The following is a 16,848-nucleotide window of genomic DNA, read 5'->3' as shown; positions in this document are numbered from 1 at the left end:
GAAGAAAAAGGATTTAAATCTAAATATTAATCACCTTATATATAAATCTTCTACCTTTGCCATTAAACGATACTCTGTTGGCGTACAGCAAAGCACGTTCACTTTGTACTCCTCTAAAATGTGTAAGAAGTCCTCTGGTGAGAAGCGTCCTTTATGCACAAATGCTGTTGCGCCGCTTCCGAGTGATGCTAAAAACGGACTCCAAATCCATTTTTGCCAGCCTGGTGCTGCTGTTGCCCAAACAACGTCGCCTTCTTGAATGCCTAACCATTGTGGAGCAGCTGTACGTAAATGCGCATAGCCCCAAGAATGTGGATGCACGGCTGCTTTTGGATTGCCTGTCGTACCACTTGTGTATGCGATAAACGCTACGTCTGTACTCGCTGTTTTTACTGTTTCGAACGTCGTCGGCTGCGATTGCACGAGCTGACGAATTTGACGCCAAGGCTCTGGTGCTGCTCCGATTACGTATTGCTTAATCGAGCTCGCATGCTCCGCTTCTTCAAATTCACTAATGTATGCTTCATCCGCAATGATCGCCTTTGCCTCAGCATGCACGATGCGGTAATCAATATCTTTTGCACGCAGCATTTCCGAGCTCGGAATAATAGCTAATCCTGCCTTTAATGCTGCAATGTACACAACGTACGCTTCAACTGAGCGCGGTACCATAATGAGTGCTACGTCCCCTTTTTGTAAACCATCTTGCTGGAAAACATTCGCTACGCGGTTTGCACGCTCAATTAACGCTTTGTATGAAATACGCTCGATTGTGTCATCTTCGTTATGTACGATTAACGCATCGTTAGACACATTAGCATAGCGTTCAATTTCTTCTACAATGTTGTAAATCTGCGGTGCTACTAGCTCATTTCGATCCATATTCAATTCCCCCTTTGTGTAACGATACACCCCTTTTGTGTACCTATTTCCATTATACCTCCATTTTTTTGTTTTTTCAAAAAAATATTCAACTTTTTATTATCAAGTCACAATTTTTATAAAAGTTTATAATTTCTATCGCAAACAAAAATTCCTTCGTTTAAACTTAAAGTTCATTTTTATAAAATAGGCAAATTTTAGCACCTAGTCTTAATTACTATCGTGAAATGGAAATACGCCGCTATGCTAAAAGTAAACGAAAAAATGCCCGCGGAACGAAAAGCGCTCCACAGGCATTTATTTTGTCTCACATCGCTATGTGACTGTCGTTATTTATAACAAATCTGCAAACTTATCCGCTTTCGGCTGCTTTTGCGGGTAGCTATACGTTTCACGGTTACGCACTGCTTTTGCGATTAACTCATCAAACTCCGTGAAGCTTTCGTAGTATTCTACTTTTTCTAGCTTCGGCTTCGTTTTTGGATTCGACGGCGTGAAAATCGTACAGCAATCTTCATACGGTAAAATTGACGTTTCGTACGTGCCAATTTGTTCAGCAATGTCGATAATTTCTAGCTTATCGTAGCTCAGTAACGGACGCAGCACTGGCGTCGTCGTCACATCATTAATTGCCGTTAAGCTTTCTAACGTTTGCGATGCTACCTGTCCTAGGCTTTCACCTGTTACGATACCGAGTGCACCAACTTCTTCACGCACTTGATCTGCAATTTTCATCATCATGCGACGCGTCGTCGTCATCGAAACGTTCGCTGGCACGCTATCTTTAATAAGCGTTTGAATTTCCGTAAACGGAATGACATGCAGACGAATGCGCGCGCCAAACTGCGTACAAAGATTCGTTAAATCCTTTACTTTTTGCAGTGAATTTTCACTCGTATACGGTGGGCTAAAGAAGTGAATCGCTTCAAGACGCACACCTCGCTTCATCATTAAATACGCTGCAACTGGGCTATCAATACCGCCTGAAAGCATAAGCAACGATTTACCATTCGAACCGACTGGCATACCACCTGCACCTTTAATAACACCTGCCATTAAATACGCTGCATCGTCACGAATTTCAATACGCAGTGGTAGCTCAGGCTTTTTCACATCTACTGTTAAGTGATCAAAATGTGTCAATAAATAACCACCGACGTCACGTTGAATATCATGTGTTTCAAGCGGGAACGATTTGTCTGTACGCTTTACTTCTACTTTAAATGTAATTGGCTCTTTATACTGCTCCATAATTTTATGCGCGACTTCTTTAATCGCATCCATATTTTTTTCCGCTGATGCAACTGCTGAAAACGACTGAATGCCGAAAATTTTCGGAATGCGCGTCATTAATTGCTCCATGCGCTCTTCTGTTTCTGTTTCGATAAACATGCGGTCGCGCTCTGTGCGAATTTTCAACGGTGCTAAATCTGTGAAGCTGTATCGAATATTATCACGTAAACGCGCGATAAAATCCTTTTTATTTTTTCCTTTTGTCGATAATTCACCGTAGCGAATTAAAATTTCTTTATACATCATCGTACGAATTCTCCTTTTAATTGATGCATGACATGTGTAAATACTTGCTTAAACTTTTGTATGTCTGCCTCTGTATTATTTGCGCCAAAGCTAATGCGGATGACACCGTCTTTATATTGCTGTGGCACTTTGATTGCTTCCATGACGTGGCTCGTTTTCGTTTGACGTGATGAACAAGCACTTGATGTCGATACAATGATGCCTTCTTTTTGCAGTGCATTAATTAAAATTTCACCTTTTAAGCCTTGTACGCCAACTGACACGATATGCGGTGCACCGTCTGCTGGTGAAATAACGTTTACCGCATCACCTAACGACTCAAAATATTGAAATAATTGTTGCTTCCATGCACTGTACGTTTTTGCATGCGCTGGCATTTGCTCAACTGCCATGCGCGCTGCTTTTGCAAATGCGACTGCTTGTGGCACTGCGACCGTTCCGCTACGCATGCCGAATTCTTGCCCACCACCGACGATGAACGGCTCAATTTGCACATGCTTTTTCATCGCAAGTACACCTGAACCTTTTAACGCATGAATTTTATGCCCTGAAATCGTAATAATATCCGGGCCGTCCGCTAGTGTAATTGGCAGTTTGCCGAAGCTTTGAATCGCATCGACATGGAATACAGCGCGACTGTTGTCATGAATAATTGCCGCCGCCTGCTGAATCGGCATGATCGCACCCATTTCATTGTTAACGTGCATAATGCTCACAAGTACGGTATCTTTTCGTATTTTATCACGCAGCTCCTCTAGTGAAATGACACCTTGTGCATTGACAGATAAATAATCGACTTCGTAGCCTTGCTGCTGCAAACGCTTTGCTGCCTCTAACACACACGGATGCTCAACCGCTGTCGTAATGATGTGGCGACCTTTATGCTTACTTGCCGCTGCGACACCATAAAACGCAAAGTTGTTTGATTCCGTGCCACCTGATGTAAAAATAACATTCTCTGGCTCTGCATAAACAAGTTGTGCCACTTGCATGCGCGCACGTGTTAATAAATCGTTTGACTCCACACCCATTGCATGAATCGATGCCGCATTGCCATAATACTGATTGTTTACTTGTATAAATGACGCAAGCACATCGTCATGCACTTTCGTCGTTGCGCTATTATCTAAATAAATCATATGAAGCCTTCCTTTATTGTTAGTACTTTTACATTTCACATCTGTTGATTAACTCGTTTCACGAAATGAACTTCGTGTTTTTCATTGTGTAAATCGAATACAAAGTTGAACTAGTGTGGCTGAACGCGTCCAGCCTAATTATTCGTTAATCGACACACTCGTTTGCATTTGAACATCAATTGTTTATTTTAACAAAAACTGCGCATAAGTAAATGAAACGTTTTGCCAATATGAAAAGGACTCGTCTAAGCATGGCTCGAGACAAGTCCTTTAAAACATTTCGTGTATGCTGTTTTTATTATATACAACATTTTTAAAATTTCATACGTTTGTGCTTACAATTTTGTCGCTTTATATAAATCATCTTGCGCAAGACGTTGAATCGCCTCAAGTGCTTTTGGATCGACTTGTGAAACCGCAACTCCCGCTTCTTCTAACGCCTTTGTATAACGTAACGCAGTGAATGATCTCTCTGCTGCACGGAAACGTTTTTGCACATCTGGATGTGTCGCTCGGTAACGGTTGCCGTAACGAATCGTATGCTCGAATAAAATAACGTTTTCAACCATTTCGATTACTTTCGTACGTGCGCCCTCTAACAATTCCTTTGCAACCTTCACATTTGTGCGAATTTGCACCATGTTAAGTGGCACTTCTTCTAAGCTTTTTTCCACGACAAACAGCTGCTCTTCTACTTCTGCAACGCGGCTGCGCATCTCATCTGGAATTCCAGGGATGTTCGCCTTATGTAATTTACGGTCTACTTCATGCAGCTCTTTGCGAAGCTCATCTAACTCTACGCGAATATCCATTTCTTCTACACGAAGCGTTTTTAAATATTCGGCAAATGAAGCTTGTTCTTCTGCAATTTTTTCAAATGAAGCAGTAATGTCTTGTAAGTCAGCTTCTAAGCTCGTAAACGCTGAATGCCCGTCTGTAAATTGCTCTAGCAATACATCGTAACGACGCTGCAATAGTTCAAGCTCTTTTGCTAAACGCTTTGGCTTATCTGCTTTTTCACTTTCGAGACGGTACGATTGCTGAACGAAAATCGCCTCAGTAATCAACTCTTTTGCCTGTAATAATTCATTTAATAGGCGATCTTGTAGGTTGAAGGCATTGCGCTCAACGTACACGCGTGAAATAACTTCTTTTTCAAGCTGGTCGTAACAAAAATCAAGCTCTTCGATTAACACGTTAATGCTCGGTTTTACTTTATCAAGCTCTAGCTGCTGTACAAGCTGTAATAGCTCGTGTAAATGTGCCTCTAGCTCATCTAAAAACGAAATCATTTCTAAATGCTTTAAGTAATAGCCTTGCTGCTCCATTTCACGGTGACCTGCACGTAAATCGCTAATCGTTGCTGGAATGCTCGTTTGCAGCTCCGTTAAAATATCTGGAATTTCGACGATCATCGCCTCGAGCGCTACCGCTTCGCCGACTAAGCTTTTTACTAGCTCGCTTGCGTGTAAATAGTTTCCTTCTTCTGTTAACTCTTCGTATTGCTCAAAGCTTGGGGCAAAAATTTCTAAACGTCGCTCTAACTCATAAAGCGCTGGGCCGAATGAATATTGGTGTGCTAACAACGTTTTACGTGCATTGCGATAATGTTCCTTTAACTGTTCCACTTCGACACGACTTTGTGCCTCGCTGCCAATTAAATGCTCTAGCTCTGCTAAAATGTTGTCCATATCGCTATGGCATTGTTCGATGTACTCCTCGATCTCCTTCTCGATTTCCTGCGCCTTTGAAAAGCGTAATCGATCGATCGCCTCGTCTGCCTCATAAAGAAGCGTTTTGATTGCTGGCATATGAATGCTAACAACTTCATCCCATTCTGCACGCCATCTGTCAAATAATTCTTCTGCTTGACCGTCCATATTTAAGTCTTTAACTCGCGTTAACTGCTCTGAAATCGGTCGGTTTTCTAATTCTTTTCTTTTCTGTTCAAGTCGCTCTATTTCTTTTTTGCGTTTTCGTCGTATACTAAAGCTGACGATTGCAACGATTAAAATAAGAGCGAGTATGAGGATGGCAATCTCCATCATAACCCTCCTGTCGCATAATCCCTATCAAACATATTACTTCTTATTTTAGCACGTTTTTTCTTCTATATCATCGTAAAACTTACAATCTTTTTGGAGGATTTAGCTACAATGAAAAGAGATGCACATATTCACACACCATTTTGCCCACATGGCAGCCCAGATTCTTTTGAGCAATACATCGAAAAAGCGATTACACAGCAGTTTACACACATTACATTTACAGAACATGCGCCGTTACCAAAAAGCTTTGTCGATCCAACACCTGATCAAGATTCTGGTATGAATGAAACACACCTTGAAAAATACTTTACCACATTACACAAATTAAAAAAATTGTATGCAAAAGATATTTCCATTTCTATCGGCTTAGAAGTCGATTTTATTCAAGGTTATGAACGAGAAACGACACAATTTTTAAATACGTACGGTCGCGAGCTAGACGATGCGATTTTATCGGTGCATTTTTTACAGCTTGCCGACCGTTATACGTGCATCGATTTTTCAGCGGACGAATTTTTAAGCGTCGCCAAGCAAATCGGTAGTGTTCAAGCGGTGTACGATTTATACTATGACACATTGCAGCAATCGATCATCGCGGACTTAGGACCGTACAAGCCAAAGCGAATCGGACACCCGACGCTCGTGCATAAATTCCAACGAGCACACGGCGAAGCGATTGACGACGACGCAGCGATTCGCAAAACGCTTCAGCTTATGCAGCAGCACGGCTACGAGCTAGACGTTAACAGCGCCGGGCTTGCGAAAAAAGATTGCTTAGAGCAGTATCCACCGAAGCCATACGTCGCTTACGCCAAATCGCTCGGCATTCCGCTCGTTTTCGGCTCAGATGCCCACACAGCAGCAGACTTACATCAATTTTACGACGACGTATTTGCGTCTCTATAGAAAGAGGGAATTTTTATGTTTACGAAAACGACTTACGCTGGCACGTTGCTTGAACAATACGCCACTGTCACGAAGCAGCTTGATGCACTTTGCACAGGAGAGCCAGATGCGATCGCGAACTACAGCAACGCAGCTGCACTACTGAACACATTTTTAGACGACATTAACTGGGTCGGCTTTTACTTTATGAAAGACGGTGAGCTTGTGCTTGGACCGTTTCAAGGATTGCCTGCATGCGTGCGTATTCCAGTCGGGCGCGGCGTTTGTGGCACAGCTGTCGCAACGAAACAAACGCAGCTCGTGAAAGACGTGCATGCGTTTCCGGGTCATATTGCGTGCGACGGTGCAACAAATTCAGAAGTCGTTGTGCCACTCATTCATGACGGCGAAGTAATCGGCGTGCTCGACATCGATAGCCCGTCACTTGCTCGCTTCACAGAAGACGACGTTACCGGCTTAACGCAATTTGTCGAAACGCTTTTACGCCATGTTTAATTGTTGACGCAAACAAGCAATCTTGTTACAATAGCCTTTGTGTTAAATGAATCGCAGCAGTTATATAACTTTACGATTGTATTTTGTTCCTCTAGCTTGCTAGACGGTGTATTGCGTAACCCTACAGGCTGCAAGGGCGAAGATATGTGAAAACAAAATGCGCGAAAGACACGGGTATAACTGGTTTTTATTTTTCACAATAAAAAAACCAAATTTGAAGGAGGAGACTACAATATGTCTCGTTACACAGGTCCATCTTGGAAAGTTTCACGTCGCTTAGGTATTTCTTTAAGCGGTACAGGTAAAGAATTAGAAAAGCGTCCATACGCTCCAGGTCAACACGGCCCAAATGCTCGTGGTAAAAAATCAGAGTATGGTCAACAATTAACAGAAAAACAAAAATTACGCCACATGTACGGTATGACTGAGCGTCAGTTCAAAAACGTATACATTAAAGCTGGTAAAATCCGCACTGGTCTACACGGTGAGAACTTCATGATCTTACTTGAAACTCGCTTAGACAACTTAGTATACCGTTTAGGTTTAGCTCGTACTCGTCGTGCAGCTCGTCAATTAGTTAACCACGGTCACGTTTTAGTTGACGGTAAACGCGTTGACATCCCATCTTACTCAGTAAAACCAGGTCAAACGATCTCTTTACGTGAGAAATCAGCTAACTTAACAGTTGTTGCTGAAGCAATCGAAGTAAACAACTTCGTACCAGAATATTTATCATTCGATGCTGACTCTAAAGTAGGTACATTCGTACGTTTACCAGAGCGCTCTGAATTATCAGCTGAAATCAACGAACAATTAATCGTAGAGTACTACTCTCGTTAATTTAAACTTGTTGCATTTAGCGACAAACGAAGCCCTAAAGCTATTGTGCATACAATATGCTTTAGGGCTTTTTCATGCGCTCGCTTTTCGTTTCATTACACAAAAACTTCACACTTAAACCTATATTTACTAATTAAAGAGACTTTATGCACTAAAATATAAATTAAACTCTCGAAAAAATATTCAATTCATATACATAGTTGCTTTAAATTACTAATAAATTTATAATATTTTTACTTATATTTACTAAAAAGGAGTTTATGATGGATCACTTAATGACTGAAGTATTCGAAAACAATATGGGACTTTATATTGTAAACAGCTCAGACACTCATTTACAATTAGCCATTACGAACTACACACATTATTACATGTTACTACGTCGTCCCGAGCAAGATAACCTCCATGTATATGCGCTGCTAAACGACTTTTGGCATTTTTTCTACTATGAAAAAATAACTTTAATCGTCGAACCAACTAACGCACTTTATTACAGCGTTCGCACAACGATTTTAAACATTTTCACATCGAACGTTAACATTCAAAAAGCATCTGTTTCGACAAATGGCAAGCTCGAACAATCGTTGTTAGCTGCGATTGAACTGACGAACTTATGCATTGATCTATATAAACGGTTAATTCTTGAAGATGAAGCTCATGCTACTTACGCTTCGTTATCGAGACAATTCCAAAGCGTTGATCCGAAAATTTTATTTACGAAGCGCTTTAAAGAAGATGACGACATGCATCCGAGAAGATTTACAGAAATGCAATCATATTTAGTAAAATTAGCGGTGCGCAGTGCAAGCGATTGGGAAATACCGTTACAACTATTAATTAAAAACACGTTACAACGTATTAAAGCGATTCAATATGCGAAAGCAACAATCTCATATTAGGTGGTGGAAAACGATGGAGTTTCAATTGCACAATGATTTACAATCAATTGTTGCGAACGGTCGATTTACAGAAGCATATCGTTATGTCGAACAATTACTTCAAGAAGCAACACGTACGAATAATCTCGAGCTACAGCTAACTGGTTACATTCAACGACTTACATTGCATTTACAACTCCAGCACTTTGAAGCAGCTGCAACCGATTTACACATATGTGAGCAGCTAATGAATGAGCATGAAGCGTTTAAAATATATGAATCACTCATTTACTATGCGTCTGGTACGTTAAACGCTTTAACGAATAACCCACAAGTGGCACATACTCAGTTTAGTCATGCGATTTCGATTGCTTACGAGCGCGGCGAATGGCTTACATTGTCTGCAGCGTATACGAAAATGAGCTTACTGCCACAAATTCATAGTCAAGAAGCAATCAACCTCGCACGTACAGGTGTGCTGTTTGCTAAAGTAGGTGAGCTCAAGCACGGCTTATATGTGACACGTGCATTGCTCACATTAACACAAATTTATTTACAAGCAGCGCAAGTAGACGATGCGTTGGCACTTTGCGATGAGCTACAGCAATTGCTGGAGAAGCACCCGTACATTCGTGAGCAATTATACGCTGAAACAATTATGCTTCATTATTACGTATTCCAACAGCAATTTGAAGGAGTCATCGAAAAAGGCACTGCCCTTCTTGAAAAACTACAGCAATCAAACGAATATGATTTGTACGCACAAGCGCTATCGCTCGTCATTCAAGCTTTTGAAGAAACGAATCAGCTAGAGCGTATTCCTATGCTGAAGCAGCAATATGAAGCGATGCACGACAGACGACAGCAGCAATCATTCAAAAATGAGTTAAATGAACAGGCACCTTCGCATTTTGATGGGCTTAAAGCGTTTAAAAAACGAGCAGAGCAATTTACGACGCAACACGATGGCTATGCGCTTTTATTATTTTTTATCGAAAGTGAGAAACCGCTCCCATACGAGGAAACGAGTGTCATTTTTAACCTATTGCATACAAATTTACAAAAAACAAATTTGACGTTTCTTGCACATAACATGTTTGAAACGCATAAAATGTTATACGTCGTGAAAGAAACGTTCGATGAAGCGGCACTATCGATTGAACAAGCGATCACCAATACGGTCGCAAATGTCGAACAGCCGATTCATTTATTATTCGGGCATGCGCATAATGTTGAGCATGAAACGTACAGCTTTAGTGGCTGTTTAGCGCTTTGTCATGCGTATTTATATTACAAACGATCATAAAAAAGGGTACGAGCTAACATGTAGCTCATACCCTTTTTTGCTGTGTATTAGTTAAACTGCACCATCGTGTATTTCTTTTTACCGCGACGGATGATTGAGAATGCATCGTCTAGGCGGTCTTTTGCATCGATTGTGTAGTCTAAATCTTGTACCTTTTCACCGTTTACTGAAATCGCACCATTCGTTACGTCCTCGCGTGCTTGGCGCTTCGATGGTGAAATGCCTGCTTGCACAAGTAGCTCGACGATGTTGATGTCCTCTTTTGGTAGCTCTGTAGAAGGTACGTCTTTAAATGCGTCCTTCATTTCGTCTGTTGATAACGCTTTTAAGTCACCAGAGAATAGTGCCGCTGTAATGCGTTGTGCTGTTGCAAGTGCTTCGTCGCCGTGAATTAAGCGTGTCATTTCTTCTGCTAACGCTTTTTGCGCTTTACGTAAATGCGCTTCTGTTTCAACTGTTTGTGCTAGCACTTCGATTTCCTCGCGCGTTAAGAACGTGAAGATTTTTAAATATTTGATGACGTCTGCGTCCGCTGTGTTTACCCAGAACTGGTAAAACTCGTACGGCGATGTTTTCTTCGCGTCTAACCAAACCGCGCCGCCTGCTGTTTTACCGAATTTCGTGCCGTCAGCTTTTGTCACAAGTGGAATCGTAATACCGTACGCCTTCGCTGTTTCGTCATGCGTTTTACGGATCATTTCTAAACCTGTCGTAATGTTGCCCCACTGATCTGAGCCACCTACTTGAATGCGCACGTTGAAGTTGTCGTATAAGTGGTTGAAGTCCATTCCTTGAATAAGCGTGTACGCAAATTCTGTAAATGAAATACCAGAATCTAAACGTGATGCAACTGTATCTTTGCTTAAAATGTAGTTAACGTTAATTAATTTTCCGTAGTCGCGCAGGAAGTCGATTAATGTCATTTGCCCTGCCCAGTCGTTGTTGTTTACTAAAATCGCACCGTTGTCTGCATCTGATGAGAAGTCGAATAAACGCTCCATTTGTGCTTTTAAGCCACGCACGTTCGCTTCTACTTGCTCCATCGTTTGTAATTGGCGCTCCTCAGAACGTCCTGATGGGTCTCCTACTGTACCTGTTGCCCCGCCGACTAATAGCACCGGCTTATGCCCTGCCTTTTGGAAGCGACGAAGTGTAAGAAGTGGTACGATATGACCGATGTGCATTGAATCTGCTGTCGGGTCAACACCAACGTATAACGATACTTTTTCTGCATCAAGTAGCTTCTCCATACCTTCTGCGTCTGTTTGTTGGTATAGCAGTCCGCGCCAGTTTAAATCTTGTAATAATTCGTTCATTGTTTATTCCTCCAAGTCGATTCGTGTAGAAACATAAAAAAACGCCCCTACACGTGTATTTACGTGCAGGGACGTTATCAAGTCAATTGAAAACGCGGTACCACCCGGCTTGTGCTAAGCATGGAACTTAACACCACTTTGAAGCGTCTATATCGCGACGAACCGTTGACGCTCTGGAAACGTAATTCATAGATGGTTTGTGACTAGCTTTCACCGACCGCTAGCTCTCTACACAGGGAAATCATCTATTACTGCAAATCCTTCATCGCTGTCAAATCAATATACACCTTATTGTAATTGAATTTAGTTCGATGTCAATATGTATATTTTTCTGCAATTAATATATGTTATAATAGATTGGAATTTTAGGGGGGTTAATCACAGCGATGTTAAAAAACATAAATGACTTTTTAGATCGCATAGCTGAACATAAATGGATTCCTAAACTTCGTATTACAGGTGGCGTATTGTGGAACTTAGCTTTGCTGTTTTGCACACTTGCTGTCATATTTACTGTATTCGTCGGCTCAGTCGGCGCAGGTTATTTTGCTGCGCTCGTTCGGGAGGAGCCACTTCGCTCAAGTGAAGAAATGCGCGAAGATATTTTCAGCTATGAAGAAACAAGTGAAATTTACTTTGCGAACGATATTTACATTGGCAAAGTACGTACTGATTTAGAACGTCGTGAAACGTCATTAACGAACGTCTCACCAAACGTCATTAATGCCGTATTTGCGACAGAAGATGAATATTTCCGTGAGCATAACGGAATCGTACCGAAAGCTGTTCTCCGAGGAATTGTGCAAGATCTTTCAAACTCGGCGACACAAACGGGCGGGTCAACACTTACGCAGCAGCTTATTAAAAACCAAATTTTAACGAATGAAGTTTCATATGAGCGTAAAGCAAAAGAAATTCTTCTTGCGATGCGTCTAGAGCATTTCATGACGAAGGAAGAAATTTTAGAAGCCTATTTAAACATTATTCCTTATGGACGTAATGCAGAAGGTCGTAACATCGCAGGGATTGCTACAGCAGCAGAAGGGATTTTTGGCACAACGCCAGACAAATTAAACTTACCACAAGCTGCATACATCGCCGGTATTCCACAAGCGCCTTTTGCATACACACCGTTTACACAGCGCGGTGAAGTAAAAAGTGCTGAAGGGCTAGAGCCAGGCTTTAACCGTATGAAAACAGTACTGTTCCGTATGAAGGAAGAAGGCTTTATTACGCAAGCACAGTACGATGAAGCGGTAGCGTATGACTTGAAAGCTGACTTCCGCGCGAAGCAAACGTCCGGCACAGAGCTATACCCGTACATTACGTATGAGGCAGAGCGCCGTACCGTTGAAATTTTGACGAAGCAGCTCGCTGCAAAAGATGGTGTAACGGAGCTTGAGCTTGAACAAAATGCGAAGCTATATGAAAAGTACAGCATTTTAGCAGATCGCGACATGCGTTCAAGCGGTTACCGTATTTACACAACGATCGACAAAACGATGTACGATGCATTAAATAAAGCAGCAGCTGAATTTAATTCGTACGGTCAAACGATGACATCAACGAAAACGGACCCTGAAACAGGTGAAACGATTGAAGTGAAGGAGCCTGTACAAGTTGCTTCTGTATTAATGGACAACAAAACAGGTCGCGTTATTGCGTTCGTCGGTGGACGTGATTTCGCAGCAGATGAATTGAACTATGCAACACAAGGCTATCGTTCGAATGGTTCGACGATGAAGCCATTGCTCGTATACGCACCGGCAATTGATTTAGGCTTTATCGGCGCGGGTAGTCCTGTAGTCGATGTAAAATTTAAACGAAAAAGCGATGGCTATGCACCGGAAAACTTCATTCCGACGCAGGAGCTTGGGCTAATTCCAGCACGTAAAGCGTTAGCGTTATCGCAAAACTTAGCAGCGCTTCGTTTATACAATATGACGCTAACAGATCACAAACCGCAAGAATACATTGAAAAAATGAACTTCAGCCGCATTAATGAAAATAACTTAATCCACTTATCTGCTGCACTTGGTGGCGGTATTGAAATGACGGTTGAGGAAAATACAGCGGCGTATGCTTCACTTGCAAACGGTGGACAATACAACCGAGGTTACATGATTGAAAAAATTGTCGACTTAGACGGCAATATCGTGTTCGAACATAAAGTAGAACCGACACAAATTTATAAGCCAGAAACAGCGTATATCGTATCAGATATGTTAAAAGATACGCTCGATCAAGGACATACCGGAGCGAAGGCTGGTAGTCAGCTACGATTCAGCCGTGAGCACGTATCCGCAAAAACAGGTACATCACAAACATTCCATGACGTATGGTTAATGGGCTATAACCCAAACATTACGTTAAGCGCTTGGTTAGGCTACGGAATTCCAAAGCCGCTAAACACGATGGTCAACACGTACGGTGAGCCGAGTGCGCGCGTTAACGCATTATGGGCGAAGCTAATGAATACGGTTTATGCAACGAACCCTGATTTAGTAAGTCCAAACACGAAAATGGAAAAACCAGCAAACGTTGTCGCACAATCATTCTGTGGCATTTCAGGACGTCTTTTATCAAGCACTTGTTCTGCAGCAGGCTTTGGCGTAACGGACTTATTTAACAAAGCGGTGTTCGTTCCGACAAAAGTGGACGACAGTATCGTGTCATCTAGCGCCGTAACAATTGGCGGTCAAAAATATACACCGCTTAAAGGCACACCATCTGCATTCATTACAAATGGTGGTATTGCATTAAGCCCGAGCTTTGCAAAACGTATGCTCGGTTCACTCGGTGGCGATCCATCGAAATTAATTTCTCACGCGTCGTACGGAGGTGGAGCTGTCCGCTCTATGCGAGATGATGGGGTGGCCCCTGCCGCACCCAGTGCAGCCGTAAATGGTTCGACAATCTCTTGGTCAGCATCTTCTTCTCGTGACGTAGTTGGATATTACATTTACAAACAAGGTGGCGGACGTATCGGTACGATTTCAGAAGGCAGCCGCCGTTCTCGCACGGTCGGCTACGGTTCGTATTACGTAACAGCTGTTGATATTGCAGGACGTGAATCGCGTGCGTCTAATGTCGTATCATACAGCGCACCGCCTCCACCAAAACCAAAACCTTCAACGAATAGTAGTGGCAACAGTGGCTCAACAAGCGAGGGCTCTTCTTCAAACGAGGGAGGCAATGCACCAGCAACGCCTGTTACACCTCAAGCAGAGCAACCTGCTGAAGAGACTGCTACACCATCTGCTGCTGAAGGTGAATCAGAAAGCGGCACTCCATAAACAAACGAAAAGGCTATGCTCGTCAGTTCATGACAAGCATAGCCTTTTTCATGTTTAATGTGTCGCTACTTTTTCTAGCACGTTTTTACGTACGTATACTGCTTTGTACGCGCTTGTGTCAGATGAAATTTTGTAGAAGTTCGCACCCTCTTCTAAAATTAATACGAACTTTCCTTTTGCATTGCCGTTATACGTAAATGCAGCTTGCGTTAATCCTGAATATCGATACGTTTGTACAGTGTTGTCCTTTAATCGTGCAACTTGGTAACGCTTATCTTGACCGTAGCCAAGCGTTGCCATCATCTTCATCATGCGGTAGTAATGCCCAGCAATTTTTGAGCCCCAATATGGATCCGATGCATACTTTACATTCATGCCGTAATCTTTATTCCCAAATACTGTACCGTTTGGGAACCAAGCTGTTGGCGGTAAATATTTCTTCTCTAAATATTGAATAACTAACGTTTCAATGTTGTTTGCCACTGATGGATATGTGTCGGCTGGGTTGCCGTTATCTGTTACGTTTAAGCCGAATAAGTTGTTATGCTTCAACGCGTGGTCACTCATGCCGTACGCACTTTCATGCTGCGCCATTGACAGAATGGCCAGTGCGTTAATATTGTATTTGTTTTGTAATGCAATAAGTGTTGCACCTAAGTTTTTAATTTTACTTTTTTGCACTGCCGACGAACCGCGTGTTTTTAAAATTTCTTGAATGTAGCGGTCGATTTGTGCTGCTGTAAATTTCGTTTGTGAGCGCACAGATGCAACTTGGTAGTACGGATAGCTTGTGCCGATCACTTTACCTGTCGCATCAGTAAATGTTGCACCGTCTAAGCTGTAATACTTCACACCGCGCACCATGAATTTTGGCGCTGCGCTAATTGTGTATGAATCGTAGCTATTTTTTGATGGTGCGTAAATGTAATGTGCTAGCTCGCCGTTTACGTTCGCATAGTAGTTGCGCGTAAAGTAAGCGTTAAATGGCTTTAACACAGCGTTATCATGCGCAATGTAACCTTCTTGCCCAGCAACATTTACTTTAATTGAACGCTCTGTCGCATCAACGTACGCAATTTCAGAGTTCGCCGGTAAATATGTGCGCTCACTCGTTAAGTTCGCGTCATTGAATACGCGCGTTAATACGTTGCCGTTTGCTGCTTTCGTTTGAATGAAGCCACTTTTCATCGCAACGAGCTGACCGTTTTTCACAATACCTTGGTTGTTACCTACACGCTTTTTCGCCTCTGCAAATGTTGAGTATGTTGAATGCACTTTGTAGCTACCGTTACTTAAAATGTTCACGACGCTATAATTCGACGTCGGTGCTGGTATTGTCGGCTTCGGTTGCTCTGGCTTTGGTTGCTCTACAACAGGTGGGGCTGGTGTTGGTTTTGGCGTTTCTTCCACTGCGGCTTCACCAATTGTAAATGACTGTGCAATGTTAAAGCCGTAGCGATTGCCAGTCGATGTTTCAGCGCGCTCTGTCATAACTAATTGATACGTTTTACCGTCCTCATAACCGCTTAACGGTGGCTGTAACGTAACCGTTTTACCTGAAACGGTTACACGGCTAAACGTATAACCACTTAACTTTTTACCGTTTTGATCGGCGATGTAAAAATTCGAACGGTTAATGACCGTTTTCTTCGGTGCCTCGTTTAGCTGAAGCGTCCATGTGTTGTCATCGTTAAGCTTCGCTGTATAAGCATCGCTCGTAATGCTCGGCTTCTCAGTCGGTTGTGGCGTCGGTGCTGTTACTGCAGGCTTATCTGTAGGCTTATCTGTAGGCTTAGTTGCAGCTGGTCCAGTTAAAAACTTCTCTGCTACATTGACGTTAAATGATTCGCCCGATGTTTTTACGAGTCTGTTTGTAATGACTAACGTGTATGTTTTGCCTTCCTCATAGCCTGCTTTTGGTGGCTTTACCGTTACGACCTTCCCTTTTATTGTTACGAAGCTATACGTATAGCCGCTTAACTTCTTGCCATTTTCATCACCAATGTAAATGTTTGAGCGATTAATAACGCTTGATTTTACATTTTCAGAGAACGTCACAGTCCATGTATAGTCGCTCGACATTTTTAACGTATACGGTACATCCGCAGACGCTCTATGTGGCATGATAATCGCAAGCAACATAGCACAGAAAATGATCATTGCTTGTACTTTTTTCAAAATGTTTAACCTCCAATATCGTCTG

Annotated in this window: 12 protein-coding genes; 6 read left to right on the top strand and 6 right to left on the bottom strand. The window is 42.3% G+C overall.

Going from position 1 to position 16,848, the window contains the following annotated elements; all coding sequences use genetic code 11:
- Positions 1 to 30 precede the first annotated feature (30 nt).
- The 4 genes from A6K76_RS11090 to A6K76_RS11075 all read right to left on the bottom strand — a co-directional run bounded on the left by A6K76_RS11090 (position 31) and on the right by A6K76_RS11075 (position 5,605).
- A complete protein-coding gene (locus A6K76_RS11090; RefSeq protein WP_066465066.1) occupies positions 31 to 882 on the bottom strand; it encodes an acetate--CoA ligase in 852 nt (283 codons plus the stop codon).
- Between the two features lie 333 nt (positions 883 to 1,215).
- Positions 1,216 to 2,421 carry a tRNA uracil 4-sulfurtransferase ThiI gene (gene thiI, locus A6K76_RS11085; RefSeq protein ID WP_066465063.1) on the bottom strand — a complete coding sequence of 402 codons (1,206 nt, stop codon included), beginning with the start codon at positions 2,419 to 2,421 and terminating at the stop codon, positions 1,216 to 1,218.
- Positions 2,418 to 3,560, bottom strand: a complete 1,143-nt coding sequence (locus tag A6K76_RS11080) for a cysteine desulfurase family protein (RefSeq protein ID WP_066465062.1) — start codon at positions 3,558 to 3,560, stop codon at positions 2,418 to 2,420. The genes thiI and A6K76_RS11080 overlap by 4 nt, the downstream gene beginning before the upstream one ends.
- A gap of 335 nt (positions 3,561 to 3,895) precedes the next feature.
- On the bottom strand, positions 3,896 to 5,605 hold the full coding sequence (locus tag A6K76_RS11075) for a septation ring formation regulator EzrA (RefSeq protein WP_169818013.1): 1,710 nt from the start codon (positions 5,603 to 5,605) through the stop codon (positions 3,896 to 3,898).
- A gap of 111 nt (positions 5,606 to 5,716) precedes the next feature.
- Between A6K76_RS11075 and hisJ the strand changes: the two genes are divergently transcribed.
- The 5 genes from hisJ (at position 5,717) to A6K76_RS11050 (ending at position 10,033) form a co-directional block, all read left to right on the top strand.
- Positions 5,717 to 6,514, top strand: a complete 798-nt coding sequence (gene hisJ, locus A6K76_RS11070) for a histidinol-phosphatase HisJ (RefSeq protein ID WP_066465059.1) — start codon at positions 5,717 to 5,719, stop codon at positions 6,512 to 6,514.
- A gap of 15 nt (positions 6,515 to 6,529) precedes the next feature.
- Entirely contained in the window at positions 6,530 to 7,009 is a 480-nt protein-coding gene (locus A6K76_RS11065; RefSeq protein WP_066465057.1) for a GAF domain-containing protein, read from the top strand.
- A gap of 234 nt (positions 7,010 to 7,243) precedes the next feature.
- The gene (rpsD, locus tag A6K76_RS11060; RefSeq protein WP_066465055.1) at positions 7,244 to 7,849 is read left to right on the top strand and encodes a 30S ribosomal protein S4; all 606 of its coding nucleotides are present in this window, start codon (positions 7,244 to 7,246) and stop codon (positions 7,847 to 7,849) included.
- A gap of 263 nt (positions 7,850 to 8,112) precedes the next feature.
- Positions 8,113 to 8,748, top strand: coding sequence for a hypothetical protein (locus tag A6K76_RS11055; RefSeq protein WP_066465053.1), 636 nt, complete (start codon positions 8,113 to 8,115; stop codon positions 8,746 to 8,748).
- Positions 8,749 to 8,761: 13 nt separating this feature from the next.
- On the top strand, positions 8,762 to 10,033 hold the full coding sequence (locus tag A6K76_RS11050) for a hypothetical protein (protein ID WP_066465051.1): 1,272 nt from the start codon (positions 8,762 to 8,764) through the stop codon (positions 10,031 to 10,033).
- 47 nt (positions 10,034 to 10,080) lie between these two features.
- Here A6K76_RS11050 and tyrS read toward each other — a convergent pair whose 3' ends face one another.
- A complete protein-coding gene (tyrS, locus tag A6K76_RS11045) occupies positions 10,081 to 11,349 on the bottom strand; it encodes a tyrosine--tRNA ligase (protein WP_066465049.1) in 1,269 nt (422 codons plus the stop codon).
- A 386-nt stretch (positions 11,350 to 11,735) separates the two neighbouring features.
- Here tyrS and A6K76_RS11040 point away from each other — a divergent pair, with 386 nt between their 5' ends.
- Positions 11,736 to 14,645, top strand: a complete 2,910-nt coding sequence (locus tag A6K76_RS11040; protein WP_066465047.1) for a transglycosylase domain-containing protein — start codon at positions 11,736 to 11,738, stop codon at positions 14,643 to 14,645.
- Positions 14,646 to 14,699: 54 nt separating this feature from the next.
- Here A6K76_RS11040 and A6K76_RS11035 read toward each other — a convergent pair whose 3' ends face one another.
- Positions 14,700 to 16,823, bottom strand: coding sequence for an Ig-like domain-containing protein (locus A6K76_RS11035; protein ID WP_066465044.1), 2,124 nt, complete (start codon positions 16,821 to 16,823; stop codon positions 14,700 to 14,702).
- Positions 16,824 to 16,848: the final 25 nt, after the last annotated feature.

Origin of the sequence: Caryophanon latum, from assembly GCF_001700325.1 — a bacterium.
GTDB classification, from domain to species: domain Bacteria; phylum Bacillota; class Bacilli; order Bacillales_A; family Planococcaceae; genus Caryophanon; species Caryophanon latum.
The sequence above is the reverse complement of the archived record's forward strand: the minus strand, read 5'-3'. Positions and strand labels throughout refer to the sequence as shown.